This window comes from Parasutterella muris, from assembly GCF_943193095.1.
Taxonomy (GTDB): domain Bacteria; phylum Pseudomonadota; class Gammaproteobacteria; order Burkholderiales; family Burkholderiaceae_F; genus Parasutterella; species Parasutterella muris.
This window is the reverse complement of record NZ_CALPCV010000001.1, coordinates 1-14,634: the sequence shown is the minus strand read 5'-3', so window position 1 is coordinate 14,634 and position 14,634 is coordinate 1. Positions and strand designations below refer to the sequence as shown.

Here is a 14,634-nt window from a genome sequence, read left to right as displayed (position 1 = left end):
TGAGGCAGGTCTGTCCGACCTGTCTCATCATTATTATTAAAACTATGAATCGGCACGGCGACGAGGCTTTCCACAGGCGGGAGAAATCAAGAAAAAAGAAAGCGTTTATCTGGCAGTTCATTCTGCTTGCTGCGCTTTTAGTAATTTTCGGAAGCTTCGCATTTAACATCTCATCCAACCTCGTAGCAAGAAATATTCATTCCGGCTTCGGTTTCCTAAGCGAGAGCGCGGGTTTTGAACTGGGAGAATCGCTCATCAGCTTCAGCTCGACAGAATCGTACGGACGAGCGTTTTTGGCCGGCCTGCTCAATACCATTCGTGTTGCGGCAGTTTCCATTATTACCGCCACAGTCCTCGGCATCATCGTCGGCTTAATGAGACTGTCCAAACATCCGCTGCTGAAGTTTCTGGGGGCGGCGCATGTCGAGTTCTATCGAAACATCCCTCTTATCGTTCAGTTGCTGCTGATCTATCTGCTGATCACGGAACTGCTTCCCGATTCAACGGAAGCGCTGCATTTCGGCTCTTGGGCCCTGCTTTCCAAAGCCGGACTGCAGTACGCAGTCCCGACAGATTTTCATGCAGCCGCCGCAGCCTCAGCCGTTTCAGCGATCCTGTGTTTTATTTTCTGCAGAAGAACTTTTATTAAAACTTATACCGGCCTGATCTCCAGTACATTAGCGCTCGGCTGCGCCTTATTGGCGGGCGGCGCGGTCTGGTTCGCCGCGGGCATTATTTTCGGCTGGTCCAAACCTGAACTTCAGGGTTTTGCGATCGAAGGCGGCAGCTCCCTTTCTCCGGAATTCCTTGCTCTTTGGATCGGTCTGACACTGTTCACCTCCTCAGCAATTGCAGAGATTATTCGTGCCGGCGTACTCGCAGTCCCTAAGGGACAATGGAACGCGGCTCTTTCACTCGGCATGACGCAGATGGAAACCGTCAGCTACGTTATCTTTCCTCAGGCCCTCAAACTCGCTGTACCTCCGCTTGCCAGTCAGTATATGAATCTGACAAAGAACTCTTCCTTGGCGGTGGTGGTCGGCTATCCGGATCTTGTGTCGATCGGCAATTCAACGATCAACTTAAACGGACAGGCACTGGAAGTCATCGTCATCATCATGTCGGTATATCTGGTCCTGAACCTCATTATTTCCGTCCTGATGAATAAAGTTAATGCTTTGGTGACCAGGGGGGCGCGATGAAACATCATCAAAACCGCGGACTGGCATACTCTCTGCGCTCTTCGCTCTTTTATTCTCCAATCGCTTCCGTAATCACGCTCGGGCTATTTCTATTCGTGGGTGCCGCAGGCTGGTACGCTTGGAAATGGGGTGTTTCCGACGCTATTTTCAGAGCTGACTTTCAGGCCTGTCTGAAAAATCATGACGGAGCCTGCTGGGGATTTGTCGCGGAAAAGTGGCGTCTGATCATTTTCGGCCGCTTCCCCTACGATGAACAATGGCGGTCCGCCGTCGGCACCAGCGCAGTCCTTCTTATGCTGTTTGTCTCCGCATTCCCTCAAACCTGGACCAAGACCGGTATAAAGATCCTCGGTGCACTCTGGCTCGCCGCTCTGGCAGCGTTTTTCATCTTCATGAGAGGAGGTATTTTCGGCCTGAGCTCCATCGACCCGGACTATTGGGGCGGCCTGCCTCTGACAATCATTCTGACGCTTTTCGGCATGACGGCTTCAGCTCCGATCGGCATTCTTCTTGCGATCGGTCGCACTTCCAAACTAACCGTCATCCGTAATATCTGCATCGGTTATATCGAATTGGTCCGCGGCGTGCCGCTGATTACAGTTCTCTTCGTGGCCTCTTTCATCTTCCCGCTCATTCTCCCGCCGGGCTGGAGAATCGATGCGTTCTGGCGAATCGTCATCGGTATCGTGCTGTTTCAGGCCGCTTATATGGCTGAAACCGTCCGAGGCGGTCTGCAGACCATACCGAAGGGGCAGTTTGAGGCCGCGGCCGCACTCGGACTGAATAAGTTTCAGACTTATGTTTCAGCGATCCTGCCGCAGGCGCTCGCCGCGATTATCCCGGCTTTTGTCAATAATCTGCTTTCAACCTTCATGGACACTTCCCTTGTCACGATCGTCTCCATGTATGACCTCACCGGAAGCCTTCGTCTCGCTTTGGGTGATCCCAATTGGCGCAACTTCTTCCTTGAAGGGTATTTGTTCATCGCCATAATCTACTTTGTATTCAGCTTTATTATGTCCCGCTACAGTGTTTGGCTGGAACAGCGAATTCTAAAAAAGAAACAAATGGCGGCTCAGGAAGGACAAAAAAATGACGATGCAGATCGTGTTGGAACATGAAGTAAAAATCGGAAGTGAAGAAAACCGCTTCGAGCGTGAGCAGGTATGGCAGGCGCTGACTTACGTCTTACTGAATCGACATAAATTCAGTGACCTCTTTACCGAAATCGAGGCGATCGAACGCAAAGAAGAACCTGGGAAAATAACCCAGAAACTGCGCGTGCAGATGCACAGCGGCCACTGCATTGAAGAAGTGCTCGAATTTTTCCCTGAGGATCGCGTTCTTACGACAATTGACTCGGCTGCGCATAATCCGAGATCCACACTCGAAATCAGAATCGTGCGCAATGACAACGGTCAGTACGCGCTGCACTTCACGTATAAAGAAGATTTAAAGGAAAAGGCAGAAAGAAAATTGGAACACCCGCGCGAAATACAGGGGCTCATCCATAACGCGTGGAAATTAAAAGATGAAGAGCTGACCGCAGGGGTACTCGGACTGCTACTGAAAGGGAATGTAAAGTAACTGCGCTAAGGCCGCCTGCGCAGACCGTCTGAAGCAAACAAGAAACCCTCCGAAGGAGATTCCGACGGAGGGTTTGGAAACTATGAATCAGACAAAATCGCTTTGTATAAGCGAGACTCTGTCTTAGATCGCACCGACGAGGTCGATAGACGGCTTCAGAGTGTCTTTACCGGGTTTCCATTTGGCCGGGCAGACCATGCCGGGGTTGGCTTCAATGAACTGAGCAGCCTGAACCTTGCGCAGAAGTTCCTTAGCGTCACGACCGATGCCTTCGTCATGGATTTCGCAGGCAACGATACGGCCGTTCGGATTGATCACGAAAGTGCCGCGCTGAGCAAGACCGGCAGACTCAATCATCACGCCGAAATTGCGAGAGAGCTGACCTGTCGGATCGCCAAGCATCGGGAACTGAACCTTTTTAATGGCTTCAGAAGAGTCGTGCCAAGCTTTGTGAGCAAAATGCGTATCTGTGGAAACAGAGTAAATTTCGCAGCCGATCTTCTGGAATTCAGCATAGTTGTCAGCGAGATCTTCAAGCTCTGTCGGGCAGACAAATGTGAAGTCAGCCGGGTAGAAGAAAACAACAGACCACTTACCTTTCAGATCGGCGTCAGTGATGGTCTTGAATTCGAATTTTTCAAAAGCCTCAGCTGTGAACGGCTGAAGCTGTGTTCCGATAAGGGACATTCATTTCTCCTTTAATAAAAGTGCGACAACAATATCGGACAACTTCCGGCAAATCAAACCCCTTACTGGCCATTATGGGGTTTCTTTTAATAACAACTTATATATTCTATTTATATTCAATAAGTTAAATATCATTTATTTCAATTTTTTCTTTGTAACTCCATATTTCTTGCTTATTCGAACAAATCTTCATAAGATAGGCGCTTTTAGAGGAGTTACCCACCAATGACTGCATCTGCATCACCTCAGGCTGCCGCGCTCGCGCCGGTCCCTTCCATTGTCACTGATACACTTGATCGGCTCTCCCTGATACCGATCATTAAAAGCGCTCTGGAACAAATTAAAAAAGATGAAACTCTGACGATTGAGGATCAGATCAGTCTGACTGAAGTTGAAGCGCCCCCATTCCATGAAGAAGCTCGCGCTGAATACTTTGCGCGTCAATTGAAGGAACTTGGCCTTAAGAATGTCCGAATTGACGGCATCGGTAATGTTATCGGCGTTCGTCCCGGAAACGGAAACGGCCCCCGCCTGGTGCTGGGTGCGCACCTTGACACCGTTTTTCCAAAGGGCACAAACGTTAAAGTCCGTCGGGAAAACGGCATTCTCTATGCCCCCGGTATTTCCGACGATGCCAGAGGTCTTGCGGTTCTTTTAGAAGTTCTGCGAACACTTAACGCTTTTGACATTAAAACCGAAGGCGACCTTCTTTTTATTGCCACCGTCGGTGAAGAGGGAAACGGCGACTTACGCGGCTCCAAACACCTTTTTGCTGCCGGAGAAGAACATATCGACGGTTTTATTTCCGTTGACGGTGCCGATGTCGGCGTACTGCTTCACGGCTCCACCGGCTCCCGCCGATTCCGCGTCACATTCAGCGGCCCCGGAGGACACAGCTGGAGCAATTTCGGTATTCCGAATGCCAACCATGCGCTCGGCCGCGCAATCGCGAAAATCGCTGACCTTCAGGTTTCCGAGTCGCCAAAAACGACCTTCTCCGTCGGTACTGTTCAGGGCGGAAGTTCAATCAATGCGATCCCCGCAAAGGCTCAGCTGGAACTCGATACCCGCTCAATCAACAACGATGAGCTGAACAAACTTGTTGAACGTATTCTCCCGATCTTCGAAGAAGCTTGCGAAGCCGAAAACAAGCGCTGGAACGCGACAGAAGAGACGAAAATAAAACTGAGCATTGAACCTATCGGACACCGTCCTGCCGGAGATCAGCAAAACGACAGCCCGATCCTCCTTGCGGCTCGTGCCTCTATGAACCATCTCGGAATTGCTCTCACCACATACGGCTGTGCAAGTACCGACCAAAACGTTGCATTGAGCCTTGGTATTCCAGCTACTACGCTTGGAGGCGGTGGAAAAGAGGGCTATAACCACTCCCTAAAAGAATGGTATGACCCGACAGATTCCTACCTCGGCCCTCAGCTCACATTCCTGAGCGCACTTGCTCTTGTCGGTCTCGAGGCTGAAACTCTGCCTCTTTTACCAAAAAGAAAGTAATCTAAACGGGTAACTTAATACGCCCTTCATGCTTGGGCCGAACTAATTGGGCTAAACTTTCTCCGTCTAGTTCTATTTAATTCCATTCGGATGAAGGGCGTGTTAATAAAAATAAAGATTGCGGCGGCTATGCTCGCGCTGATCGGCCTCGGGATTCAGACCGGTTATGCTCAGGAAACCGGAGTAAAAGAGGCTAATAAGGCTGAAAAACAACTCAGCAGTGATAGTGAAATACCAAAAGTTCACCTCAACAGCCGACTGCTTTTTCAAATCATAGCCAGTGAAGTCGCCCTTCAGCGCGGACAGGCGGGCGCTGCTTTCCGCACTTATCTCGCGATAGCTGACGAAACCAAAGACCCCAGATTAGCCGAACGAGCCGTTCAAATTGCAGTCGCGGCTAACGCGCTGAAAGAATTCCGACAGGCAACAGCAACTTGGCTCAAGCTCGCACCTTCCAACCGGGATGCCCAGCGTCATTATTTGTCTGCAAACATTCTCTCCGGCAACTACGCTGTCGCGTTGCCGATTGAGTCCGCCTACCTGGAGAATTCTCCGGAAAGAGGAAAAAACATCCTCGAACTTCAGGCTCAGCTCGCCCTGGCGAAAGACCGCAAACAAGCCCTGCAGTTTTTCCAGTCGGCTACCGTCAAATACCGGGATCTCTATGAAACCCAGCTGGGACTTGCGCGTCTCGAGCTGCTGAACGGCAACATGAATACTGCCCTCGAATACGCGAAAAAAGCGTACTCGATCAATGCCAACGAGGAGACCGTTTCGGTCCTTGCGGGAATGCTTGCCGGAGTACAGCCCGAAGAAGCGATGAAGCTTCTCACTAATTTTCTTCAGAAAAAGCCTGGCAGCAAGGCTGCCAGAAACGCTTACACGCAGCTTCTGCTTAAAAAAGGAGATTACAAATCCTTTGACAAACTGGTTTCGCAATACACCAATGACCCGGAATTCGTTCTCTCTGCAAGCGCCAGTCTGCTTGAACTAAGACGCTTTGAGTCCGCAAAGGAGCTGCTGGAAGGTTTTGTGAAGCAAAATCAGAACAAGTCGGATCAGAATGAGAATCTCTCCAGAGCCTATCTAATGCTCAGCGATGCAGCGATTCAGGATAAAGATTTTCCTAAAGCTGTCCAATACTGCTCCAAAGTAACAGGAAAGCTGGCCTCCGCAGCTTTTCTCCAAATGGCAAATATCTATGCTCGCCAAAATGATTTCCCTGCAGCCCTAAAAAGCCTGTCTCAAATCGGTACGGAGAATGACGCAATTTCAGAGGAGAGGTATCTCCTGGAGGCACGAATCTATCTGGAGATGAATAATCGCGCAAAGGCTAAAGCGGCGCTGAATGAAGGACTGAAAAAGCTCGCTTACTCAAAAAGCATGTACTACGAAGCCGCAATGCTTGCCGAGCAGGACGGCGATCTGAAGACTGCAGAAAAACACCTGAAGAAAGCGATTGAAATCGACCCTGATTTCTCGGGTGCATATAACTCGCTTGGCTATTCACTGCTTGAATCTGCTCCGAGAAGAATTAAGGAGGCTGAGCGCTATATCAATCGAGCCTATGAGTTAGACCCGACGGATCCGTTTATTCTTGATTCAAAGGGCTGGCTGGCTTTTAAACAGAAGAAGTATGCCGAAGCTGAAAAATATCTGAACGAAGCACTCGATAAATTACCTGAACTCGATGTGTACCTCCATTTAACAGAACTTTATTGGACAACCGGGAAAAAGAGTCGGGCTTTGGAATTACTGAAGAAGGCTGAAAAAGAGTGGCCGGACAACATTGAAACCAAACTTCTCAAGTCAAGACTGAAAATAAAAGATGCGGCAGCTAAGTAAAATCTTTTTTCTTTTCCTGACTGCACTTCTGAGTGCATGCAGCACCCTGTCTGTCCCTGAAAATACAGAAGTATGGACAGGGCGATTTTCCGTCCTCAGCCAATCTGCCTCATCCGCGGAACGACACAGCGGAAATTTCCGTTTTACGGTCAGTCCTGAAAAAAAGACGCTTTTGATCACCGGACCGCTTGGAGCATCCGTCGCCAAGATAGAAGAAAACAGCACCGTTTCAACGATGGAAACAAGAGAGGGAATCCGTCGTGCGCGCAGCACCTCTGAACTTCTGAACCAAGCGGTAGGCGTTCCGGTCAATTTTGAAGAGCTTCAGAGCTGGTTAGAAGGCTCTTCGAAAGCCTCCGCAGCTGCGCAGGGATGGAAAGTTGAAATTTCGCGAGCTCCGAACGGCGATGTTCAAAGAATTTTCGGCAAAGGAAAAGCACCCGCTTCTGACATGAATATCACGATTACGCTTCTGCCTAAAAAAGAAAAGTGAACACTTACTTAAACCTTCCCGCCCCGGCTAAACTGAACCTGTTCCTGCACGTCACCGGAAGAAAGTCTGACGGCATGCATCTGCTGGAATCGATTTTCGTTCTAATTGACTTACGCGATCAGATCGACCTTGAGGAGCTTCCCTCGGGCGCAATTGAACGCGTCGGAGATATCGAGTGGGACGTGGAGAAAGATCTCTGCTGGCGTGCAGCAAAACTTCTTCAAAGACTTGCTCCTCAAAAAGGCTGTCGAATTACAGTTCGTAAACAAATTCCTCACGGTGCCGGCATGGGTGGAGGATCTTCCGACGCCGCGACCTGTCTGATCGGTCTAAATCGCCTTTGGGGACTGAATTTAAGCAGAACCGAGCTCATGCGTTTGGGATTGGAACTTGGTGCAGATGTCCCCTTTTTCATATTTGGCCAAGATGCATTTGCGGAGGGAGTCGGTGAAGTACTGACCCCCTGTCCGATCCCTGACTTTAAGGCCCTAGTCGTTTTCCCGAATGTTTCTGTGCCTACTGCCAAGGTGTTCGGAAGCCCTGATTTGACAAGAAATACTAAATCTATCAGAATGTTGCACTTTCCAGGACTGGTCTCCGCCTTTCCGCTTGCGCTCATCGGGCGCAACGATTTAGAGCCCGTAACGCGCAGTTTATGTCCTGCCGTAGAGGACGCTTTCAGACTAATGAAGCCGATAAGCCGTCCTCGAATGACAGGATCAGGATCGGCAGTTTTTTCCGCTGTAGAATTAGGTTCGGAAGTCTGTCCGCTTGCTCCTCTGCCTTCGGGCTGGAAGCAGTGGATAGTCAAGAGTTTAAAGATTCATCCGCTCAGTGGGTGGATTGAGTCGTAGTACGTTGGAAACACAGGGGAGTCGCCAAGTGGTTAAGGCACCGGGTTTTGATCCCGGCATACGAAGGTTCGAATCCTTCCTCCCCTGCCATACCGACGTCTGTGAGTTCTTTTAACGCTGTTATCTTTCCCGATAGAGCAAACATCATGGTCCAAATGGTTCCAGACAGCCTGATGGTCTTCTCAGGCAATGCTAATCCGAAATTAGCGCAAGCTGTTGTTCAGCATCTCAACATTCCTCTGGGAAGAGCCACTGTAAGTCGCTTCTCAGACGGCGAAGTTCAGGTAGAACTGAATGAGAATGTCCGCGGCAGAGACGTATTTATCGTTCAGCCGACTTGTGTTCCCACCAATGACAATTTGATGGAACTTGTCATTATGGTTGACGCTCTCAGAAGAGCTTCTGCTGCCCGAATCACTGCTGTTATTCCTTACTACGGTTATGCACGTCAGGACCGCAGACCGCGCTCCACTCGTGTTGCCATCAGCGCGAAAGTGGTTGCCAATATGCTTCAGGCAGCCGGAATCGACCGCGTTCTGACAATGGATCTTCACGCTGACCAGATCCAGGGCTTTTTCGATGTTCCTGTCGATAACATTTACGCCAGCCCGATCCTTTTAGGTGACCTCTGGAAGCACAACTATTCCGATCTTGTTGTCGTTTCTCCGGACGTTGGCGGAGTGGTTCGCGCAAGAGCTGTGGCAAAACGCATGGAATGCGATCTTGCCATTATCGATAAGCGTCGTCCCAGAGCGAACGTCTCCGAAGTAATGAATATCATCGGAGAAATTGAAGGAAGAACCTGCGTCATTGTTGATGACATTGTTGATACCGCCGGAACTCTTTGTCATGCCGCCGATGCTCTGAAAGAGCGCGGCGCCAAGAAAGTTCTCGCCTATGCAACACATCCGGTTTTCTCCGGCAACGCCGTAGAAAAAATTACAAATTCTGCTCTTGATGAGGTCGTTGTTACTGATACAATCCCGCTTCGTCAAGACGCTCTTGCCTGTCAGAAGATTAGACAGCTGAGCTGCTCTTCTCTTCTGGGCGAGACGATCTCTCGCATTGCTTGCGAGTCCTCAGTAAGCAGTCTGTTTGCTGAGTAGTTATGTCCCCTCTGCCGGCTGGTCGCGGCCGGCAGTATTATTTTTGGAGATTTTTAAATGAAATTCACTGCTGTCACACGTAAAGCGCAAGGTACGGGTGCGAGCCGCCGCCTTCGCCGTGCGGATAAGCTTCCCGGAATCGTCTATGGTGGTAAAGTCGCTGCGACTCCCATCGAGTTAGATCACAACGAAATTTTCCATGCTCTTCGCAAGGAAAAATTCCATGCATCTATTCTTGAGATGGTTCTTGACGGAAAGAGCGAACGTGTTCTGCTCCGTTCTTTCCAGATGCATCCTTACAAGCCTCAGGTTCTCCACATCGACTTCCAGAGAGTCGCTGCTGATGAACCGATCCGCATGAACGTGCCTCTGCACTTTGTCGGCGAAGAAACCAGCCCGGCCGTTGTTGCTGAAAAAGCCAACATCAACCACGCTATCTCCGAGCTTCTCGTTTCCTGCCTGCCGGATCAGCTGCCTGAACACATCACTGTTGACCTCTCCGGTCTTACAGTTGAAAAACCGATCCACGTTTCCGACATTACTCTTCCTGAAGGCGTTACAGCCATCCTCAAACCGAACGAGGATCCGACTGTTGCTTCTGCTGTCATCATGGCTGAGGAAGTTGACGAAGCTCCTGCTGAGGAAGTTCCAGCTGACGCCGTTCCTGCTACAGCAGAGAAGTCTGAGGAAGCACCGGCTCAGTAATCATCTGAGTACTCAAAATGCTTTGCCGCGGCTAAGCCGCGGCTTTTTTTATTCATAATTAAAAGATTAACTAATGATGGGAGCTTAAATGTCATCTAATCCATTTGCCGATTTAGGGCTGTGTGACACACTGGTCAGTTCCCTGGCCAAACTTGGCTTCGAAGAACCGACACCTATTCAAACAAAGGCTATTCCCGAACTTATTCAAGGCCGAGATGTCCTCGGTCAGGCTGCCACCGGAACAGGAAAAACGGCAGCCTTTTCTTTACCTCTGATTCAGCGCTACTGTCTGGATCAGAAACCCGGAAAACCAAAAATTCTTATCCTTACACCGACCCGCGAACTGTGTATTCAGGTTTCAGAAGCAGTCAACAGTTTCGGAAAAGATTCCAATATTGTTGTTCTGCCTGTATACGGCGGTCAGGAGTACAGCCGGCAGATCCGAGCCCTCAACCGCAGGGTCCATATTGTTGTCGCAACCCCGGGAAGAGCTTTGGATCACATAAAGAGAGGAACGCTTGACCTCTCAGACATCCAAGCTGTAGTACTTGATGAAGCTGACGAAATGCTGGACATGGGTTTTGCGGATGAACTGGATGCGATTTTCGAGGCTCTTCCTGCAAAACGTCAAACCGCCCTGTTTTCAGCCACCTTGCCTGCGAGAATTTCTAAAATTGCAGAAAATCATCTGCACGATGCATGCCACATTCTCATTCCTAAAGAAAAAGTTCCCGAAGGAGAGCAGCCCAAAGTTAAACAGACTGCTTATATCGTCGGAAAAAATCATAAAACCGCGGCGCTTGGACGCATTCTTGACATTGAAAGTCCGAAACTCGCTATTGTGTTTGCAAGAACCCGCAATGAAGTTGACGAGCTGGCAGAATCTCTAAGAGGCAGAGGCTACAGCGTTGAGCCGCTTCACGGCGGATTGGATCAAGCGCAGCGCGACCGAGTGATGAAACGCGCCAGAGCAGAACAGGTTGACGTGATCGTGGCAACAGACGTTGCTGCGCGCGGCATTGATATTGATCACCTGAGTCATGTCATCAATTTCGGTATCCCGTCTTCTGCAGAAACATACATTCACCGTATCGGAAGAACTGGCCGTGCAGGACGAGAAGGCACAGCCATTACCATTCTTGAACCGCGCGAAAGCCGCTTACTAAAGAATATTGAACGAATCACTAAACGCAAAATCAGCGTCCTGTCCGTACCGACCGCGACCGACGTACATGCTAAACGTCTTGACCTCACCCGTGCTTCGCTGCATGAGCTGCTCGTTGGAGATTCTGATCTTGGACGCTATCGTTCAATCGTTGAAATTCTTGGTGACGAATTCGACATTATTGACGTTGCCGCTGCCGCCATCAAACTTGCTAACGAAGCTAACTGGAAAGATGTTTCTGACGTCGATCTTCCCGAAGATCTTTCTTGGAAAAAGGAACACAGCAGTGTCGATCGTCGAGAAAGCTTCAGAGAGGATAGAAGAGCAAAACAGAGAGTCCTCTCTCCCGGAATGGTCCGTTTGTTTATCGGTACCGGAAGAGATGCAGGCATTCGTCCTCAGGACCTTGTCGGCGCGATCGCCAATGAAGCCGGAATTCCGTCAAAACTTATCGGAGCCATTGATATCGCTGACAGATTCTCCCTCGTTGAAGTCGATGAAAACGTTGCTCAGGATGTAATATACGCATTGCGCGACGCCTTTATTAAAGGACGTCAGTGCATCGTCCGCTATGACCGTGAAGGGGCGCCTAGAGACAGCGAACGCGTTCCCTATCATTACAAAAAGTCAGGCGGGAAAGAGAAACGGAAAAACAAAGCTCCGAAGAAAGCGTTTAAATGAGCAAGGCAATACGTTTAATTGTTGGATTAGGAAATGTGGGTGCCTCCTATGAAGGCACCCGGCACAATGCAGGTTTTCTTTTTGCCGATGAAGCAGCTCGGAAGTTCGGCGGATTTTTTTCTCCTGAAAAGAAATTTTCAGGAGATGTCTGCAGAGTAAAGATAGACGGTCGGGAAGTTTTCATCCTTAAACCGTCAACCTTTATGAATTTATCCGGGATTGCAGTGGCCGCCCTCGCCTCTTTTTATAAAATTCTGCCTGAGGAAATTCTCGTCGTCCATGATGAGCTTGACCTTCCTCCTGGAAGTATCAAGCTCAAAGAAGGCGGCGGAACAGCTGGTCACAATGGATTAAAGAGCATCACCGAAAAGCTCGGTACTCCTAATTTTGTTCGGCTTAGAGTCGGGATCGGTCATCCGAGAAACAAGCAGCTCAGCATACCTGTGGCTGACTATGTTCTGACACGTCCTTCTCCTGACGACCGTCAATTAATTGAAGACGCAGTCGAAAGAGGAATTGAAAATACTGCTTTAATCGCCAGCGGAAATCTGAAGGAAGCGGCAAATAAACTTAATGAAAAAAGAACGAGTACTCGTTAGTGCTTGTCTTCTCGGCTATCCAATCAGGTATGACGGATCGGATAAGAAAATATCAGACGAGCTTATTGATCGATTAAAAAACTCAGCCGAGGTGATCTCCGCTTGTCCTGAGATGCTTGGCGGTCTTCCCTGTCCGCGGCTTGCATCCGAGCAGCAGTCACACACCGGCAAGGTCATTGCTTCAGACGGCCGAGATATTTCAGTTTTTTTCAGATTAGGTGCGCACGAGACACTGAATATCTGTAAAAATTATGGAATTCGAGTAGCAGTTCTCAAATCGAAGAGCCCTTCTTGCGGAAAAGGTTTTATATATGACGGCTCCTTCACCGGTCAGTTAACTAAAGGTGAAGGTATTACTTCAAGGCTCCTGTCCGAAAACGGAATTAAAATTTTCAATGAATCTGAAGTTAGCCAAGCAATTGAAAAGATAAGAGGAAAATAAATGGGTTTGAAATGCGGCATCGTAGGACTTCCTAATGTTGGTAAATCTACGTTATTTAATGCACTAACTAAAGCCGGAATTGCGGCAGAAAACTATCCGTTCTGCACGATTGAGCCGAACGTCGGTATTGTTGAAGTTCCGGATCCGCGTTTAGCGAAGCTTGCAGAAATTGTCTCTCCTCAGCGCATTGTTCCTGCAACAGTTGAGTTTGTCGATATTGCCGGGCTAGTGGCCGGAGCCAGTGCGGGTGAAGGATTAGGCAATCAATTCTTAGCAAATATTCGTGAATGCGATGCGATCGCTCATATCGTCAGATGTTTTGATGATGAGAATATCGTTCATGTATCCGGAAAAGTTGATCCGCTGGATGATATCTCCGTTATCAATACTGAATTAGCCCTGGCCGACTTAGCCTCAGTTGAAAAACAGCTGAACAAGTACTCTAAGCAGGCTCGTGCCGGCGGCGATAAGGAAGCGTTGAAACTGGTCAAAGTGCTGGAGAAACTTCAGCCGGTCCTTAATGAAGGCAAACCTGCCCGCATGGTTGACTTAAATAAAGACGAACTGGCTATTATCAGACCCCTGTTCCTGCTGACGCTGAAACCGGTTATGTACGTTGCAAACGTAGAAGAAGACGGTTTTGAAAATAATCCTCTTCTGGACAAGGTCAAGGAACATGCTGCAGCTGAAAAAGCGCCTGTTGTTGCCGTATGTGCAAAGATCGAAGCTGAAATCTCAGATCTTCCTGACGAAGAAAAACAGATATTCCTTGAAGATATCGGCATGCACGAACCGGGTCTGAATCGCGTTATTCGAGCCGCCTACCAGCTGCTAGGCCTGGAAACATACTTCACTGCCGGTGTTAAAGAAGTACGCGCATGGACCATCCATAAGGGAGATCTTGCTCCTCAGGCAGCCGGCGTTATTCACACAGACTTTGAGCGCGGTTTCATTAGAGCCCAGACAATCAGCTATGACGATTATGTTCAATACAACGGCGAGCAGGGCGCTAAAGAAGCTGGTAAGCTGAGAGTTGAAGGTAAAGACTATGTTGTTCAGGATGGCGACATCATGAACTTCTTATTCAACGTATAAAGATGGCACTGACAAGTACCCGACAAAGACAGGAAATTGGGGAGAGGCTGCGCGAGGAACGTGAAAGGCTGGGATATTCAGAGCAGCAAATTTCACAGCTTCTCGGCATTCCAATCGATGCCTACATCCGTTTTGAGGAAGGCGACAGCGATCCTGGCATTTTCAGAATGCCGAGACTTTCCAGTATTGGTTTTGACGTTTTGTACATTATTACGAACGAACGTCATGTCCCTGGAAGGGAGGAAGATGTGCTGCTTCAAAAATTTAGGACACTATCTTTGAAGGGGCGCGTGACGGTGTTCAACACAATAGACGCCCTTGAGCGGCTTGCCCCAAACATCAAAAGAAAAATTAGGAACGTTAAGCGAAGCAAATAAATCCTATAGGCCTCGTTAAGAGGCCTTTTGCTTGCTCATAGCAGATCGATGAACACCCATTGGCGCAGGCGAAATAACTCACCTGCGAAGATTTTGGGCGGCTAGTCATATTCACGTTCGCCAAAGAATGCCTTCTGAAAGCGAATAAATTTATCACCCCTCTGCACGGACAAAATAAAACCTCTCACCGCGTTCGCAGTAAGAGGTTTTAAGAATGGAGAGCCCGGAGACTACCTACTTTCGCAAGAAATACAACTCACTATCATCGGCGTGGAGGCGTTTCA

15 protein-coding genes and 1 tRNA gene are annotated in these 14,634 nt (G+C 49.0%); 15 read left to right on the top strand and 1 reads right to left on the bottom strand.

The window, feature by feature from the left end:
- The first annotated feature begins 44 nt into the window (after positions 1 to 44).
- Genes NFR90_RS00080 through NFR90_RS00070 form a run of 3 tightly spaced genes read left to right on the top strand, consistent with a single transcriptional unit; the run spans position 45 to position 2,789 of the window.
- Positions 45 to 1,202, top strand: coding sequence for an amino acid ABC transporter permease (locus NFR90_RS00080; protein ID WP_251449754.1), 1,158 nt, complete (start codon positions 45 to 47; stop codon positions 1,200 to 1,202).
- Positions 1,199 to 2,323: an amino acid ABC transporter permease gene (locus NFR90_RS00075; RefSeq protein ID WP_251449752.1), complete on the top strand. Its 1,125-nt coding sequence runs from the start codon at positions 1,199 to 1,201 to the stop codon at positions 2,321 to 2,323. Before NFR90_RS00080 ends, NFR90_RS00075 begins: the two co-directional genes overlap by 4 nt.
- On the top strand, positions 2,295 to 2,789 hold the full coding sequence (locus tag NFR90_RS00070; protein WP_251449750.1) for an AtaL-like protein: 495 nt from the start codon (positions 2,295 to 2,297) through the stop codon (positions 2,787 to 2,789). The genes NFR90_RS00075 and NFR90_RS00070 overlap by 29 nt, the downstream gene beginning before the upstream one ends.
- A 123-nt stretch (positions 2,790 to 2,912) precedes the next feature.
- Here the strand turns inward: NFR90_RS00070 and ahpC are convergent, their stop codons facing one another.
- On the bottom strand, positions 2,913 to 3,476 hold the full coding sequence (gene ahpC, locus NFR90_RS00065; protein WP_160334252.1) for an alkyl hydroperoxide reductase subunit C: 564 nt from the start codon (positions 3,474 to 3,476) through the stop codon (positions 2,913 to 2,915).
- A 225-nt stretch (positions 3,477 to 3,701) separates the two neighbouring features.
- Here ahpC and NFR90_RS00060 point away from each other — a divergent pair, with 225 nt between their 5' ends.
- The 12 genes from NFR90_RS00060 to NFR90_RS00005 all read left to right on the top strand — a co-directional run bounded on the left by NFR90_RS00060 (position 3,702) and on the right by NFR90_RS00005 (position 14,350).
- Positions 3,702 to 4,988, top strand: coding sequence for a M20/M25/M40 family metallo-hydrolase (locus NFR90_RS00060; protein WP_160334253.1), 1,287 nt, complete (start codon positions 3,702 to 3,704; stop codon positions 4,986 to 4,988).
- A 99-nt stretch (positions 4,989 to 5,087) separates the two neighbouring features.
- Entirely contained in the window at positions 5,088 to 6,833 is a 1,746-nt protein-coding gene (locus NFR90_RS00055) for a tetratricopeptide repeat protein (RefSeq protein ID WP_251449748.1), read from the top strand.
- Positions 6,817 to 7,326: a lipoprotein insertase outer membrane protein LolB gene (locus tag NFR90_RS00050; RefSeq protein WP_160334255.1), complete on the top strand. Its 510-nt coding sequence runs from the start codon at positions 6,817 to 6,819 to the stop codon at positions 7,324 to 7,326. The genes NFR90_RS00055 and NFR90_RS00050 overlap by 17 nt, the downstream gene beginning before the upstream one ends.
- Positions 7,323 to 8,180 (top strand): 4-(cytidine 5'-diphospho)-2-C-methyl-D-erythritol kinase, encoded by an 858-nt coding sequence (gene ispE, locus NFR90_RS00045; protein ID WP_160334256.1) that lies wholly within the window; start codon positions 7,323 to 7,325, stop codon positions 8,178 to 8,180. The genes NFR90_RS00050 and ispE overlap by 4 nt, the downstream gene beginning before the upstream one ends.
- Positions 8,181 to 8,194: 14 nt before the next feature.
- A tRNA-Gln gene (locus tag NFR90_RS00040) sits at positions 8,195 to 8,270 on the top strand.
- Positions 8,271 to 8,335: 65 nt separating this feature from the next.
- Positions 8,336 to 9,286, top strand: a complete 951-nt coding sequence (locus tag NFR90_RS00035) for a ribose-phosphate pyrophosphokinase (protein WP_202074516.1) — start codon at positions 8,336 to 8,338, stop codon at positions 9,284 to 9,286.
- A 57-nt stretch (positions 9,287 to 9,343) separates the two neighbouring features.
- Positions 9,344 to 9,991, top strand: a complete 648-nt coding sequence (locus tag NFR90_RS00030) for a 50S ribosomal protein L25/general stress protein Ctc (protein WP_160334258.1) — start codon at positions 9,344 to 9,346, stop codon at positions 9,989 to 9,991.
- Positions 9,992 to 10,079: 88 nt separating this feature from the next.
- Positions 10,080 to 11,837 (top strand): DEAD/DEAH box helicase, encoded by a 1,758-nt coding sequence (locus tag NFR90_RS00025; RefSeq protein ID WP_251449746.1) that lies wholly within the window; start codon positions 10,080 to 10,082, stop codon positions 11,835 to 11,837.
- The gene (gene pth, locus NFR90_RS00020) at positions 11,834 to 12,436 is read left to right on the top strand and encodes an aminoacyl-tRNA hydrolase (RefSeq protein WP_160334260.1); all 603 of its coding nucleotides are present in this window, start codon (positions 11,834 to 11,836) and stop codon (positions 12,434 to 12,436) included. Before NFR90_RS00025 ends, pth begins: the two co-directional genes overlap by 4 nt.
- Entirely contained in the window at positions 12,411 to 12,878 is a 468-nt protein-coding gene (locus NFR90_RS00015; RefSeq protein WP_160334261.1) for a 2-thiouracil desulfurase family protein, read from the top strand. Before pth ends, NFR90_RS00015 begins: the two co-directional genes overlap by 26 nt.
- The gene (gene ychF / locus NFR90_RS00010; protein WP_160334262.1) at positions 12,879 to 13,973 is read left to right on the top strand and encodes a redox-regulated ATPase YchF; all 1,095 of its coding nucleotides are present in this window, start codon (positions 12,879 to 12,881) and stop codon (positions 13,971 to 13,973) included.
- 2 nt (positions 13,974 to 13,975) lie between these two features.
- Positions 13,976 to 14,350 (top strand): helix-turn-helix domain-containing protein, encoded by a 375-nt coding sequence (locus tag NFR90_RS00005; RefSeq protein ID WP_160334263.1) that lies wholly within the window; start codon positions 13,976 to 13,978, stop codon positions 14,348 to 14,350.
- Positions 14,351 to 14,634 lie beyond the last annotated feature (284 nt).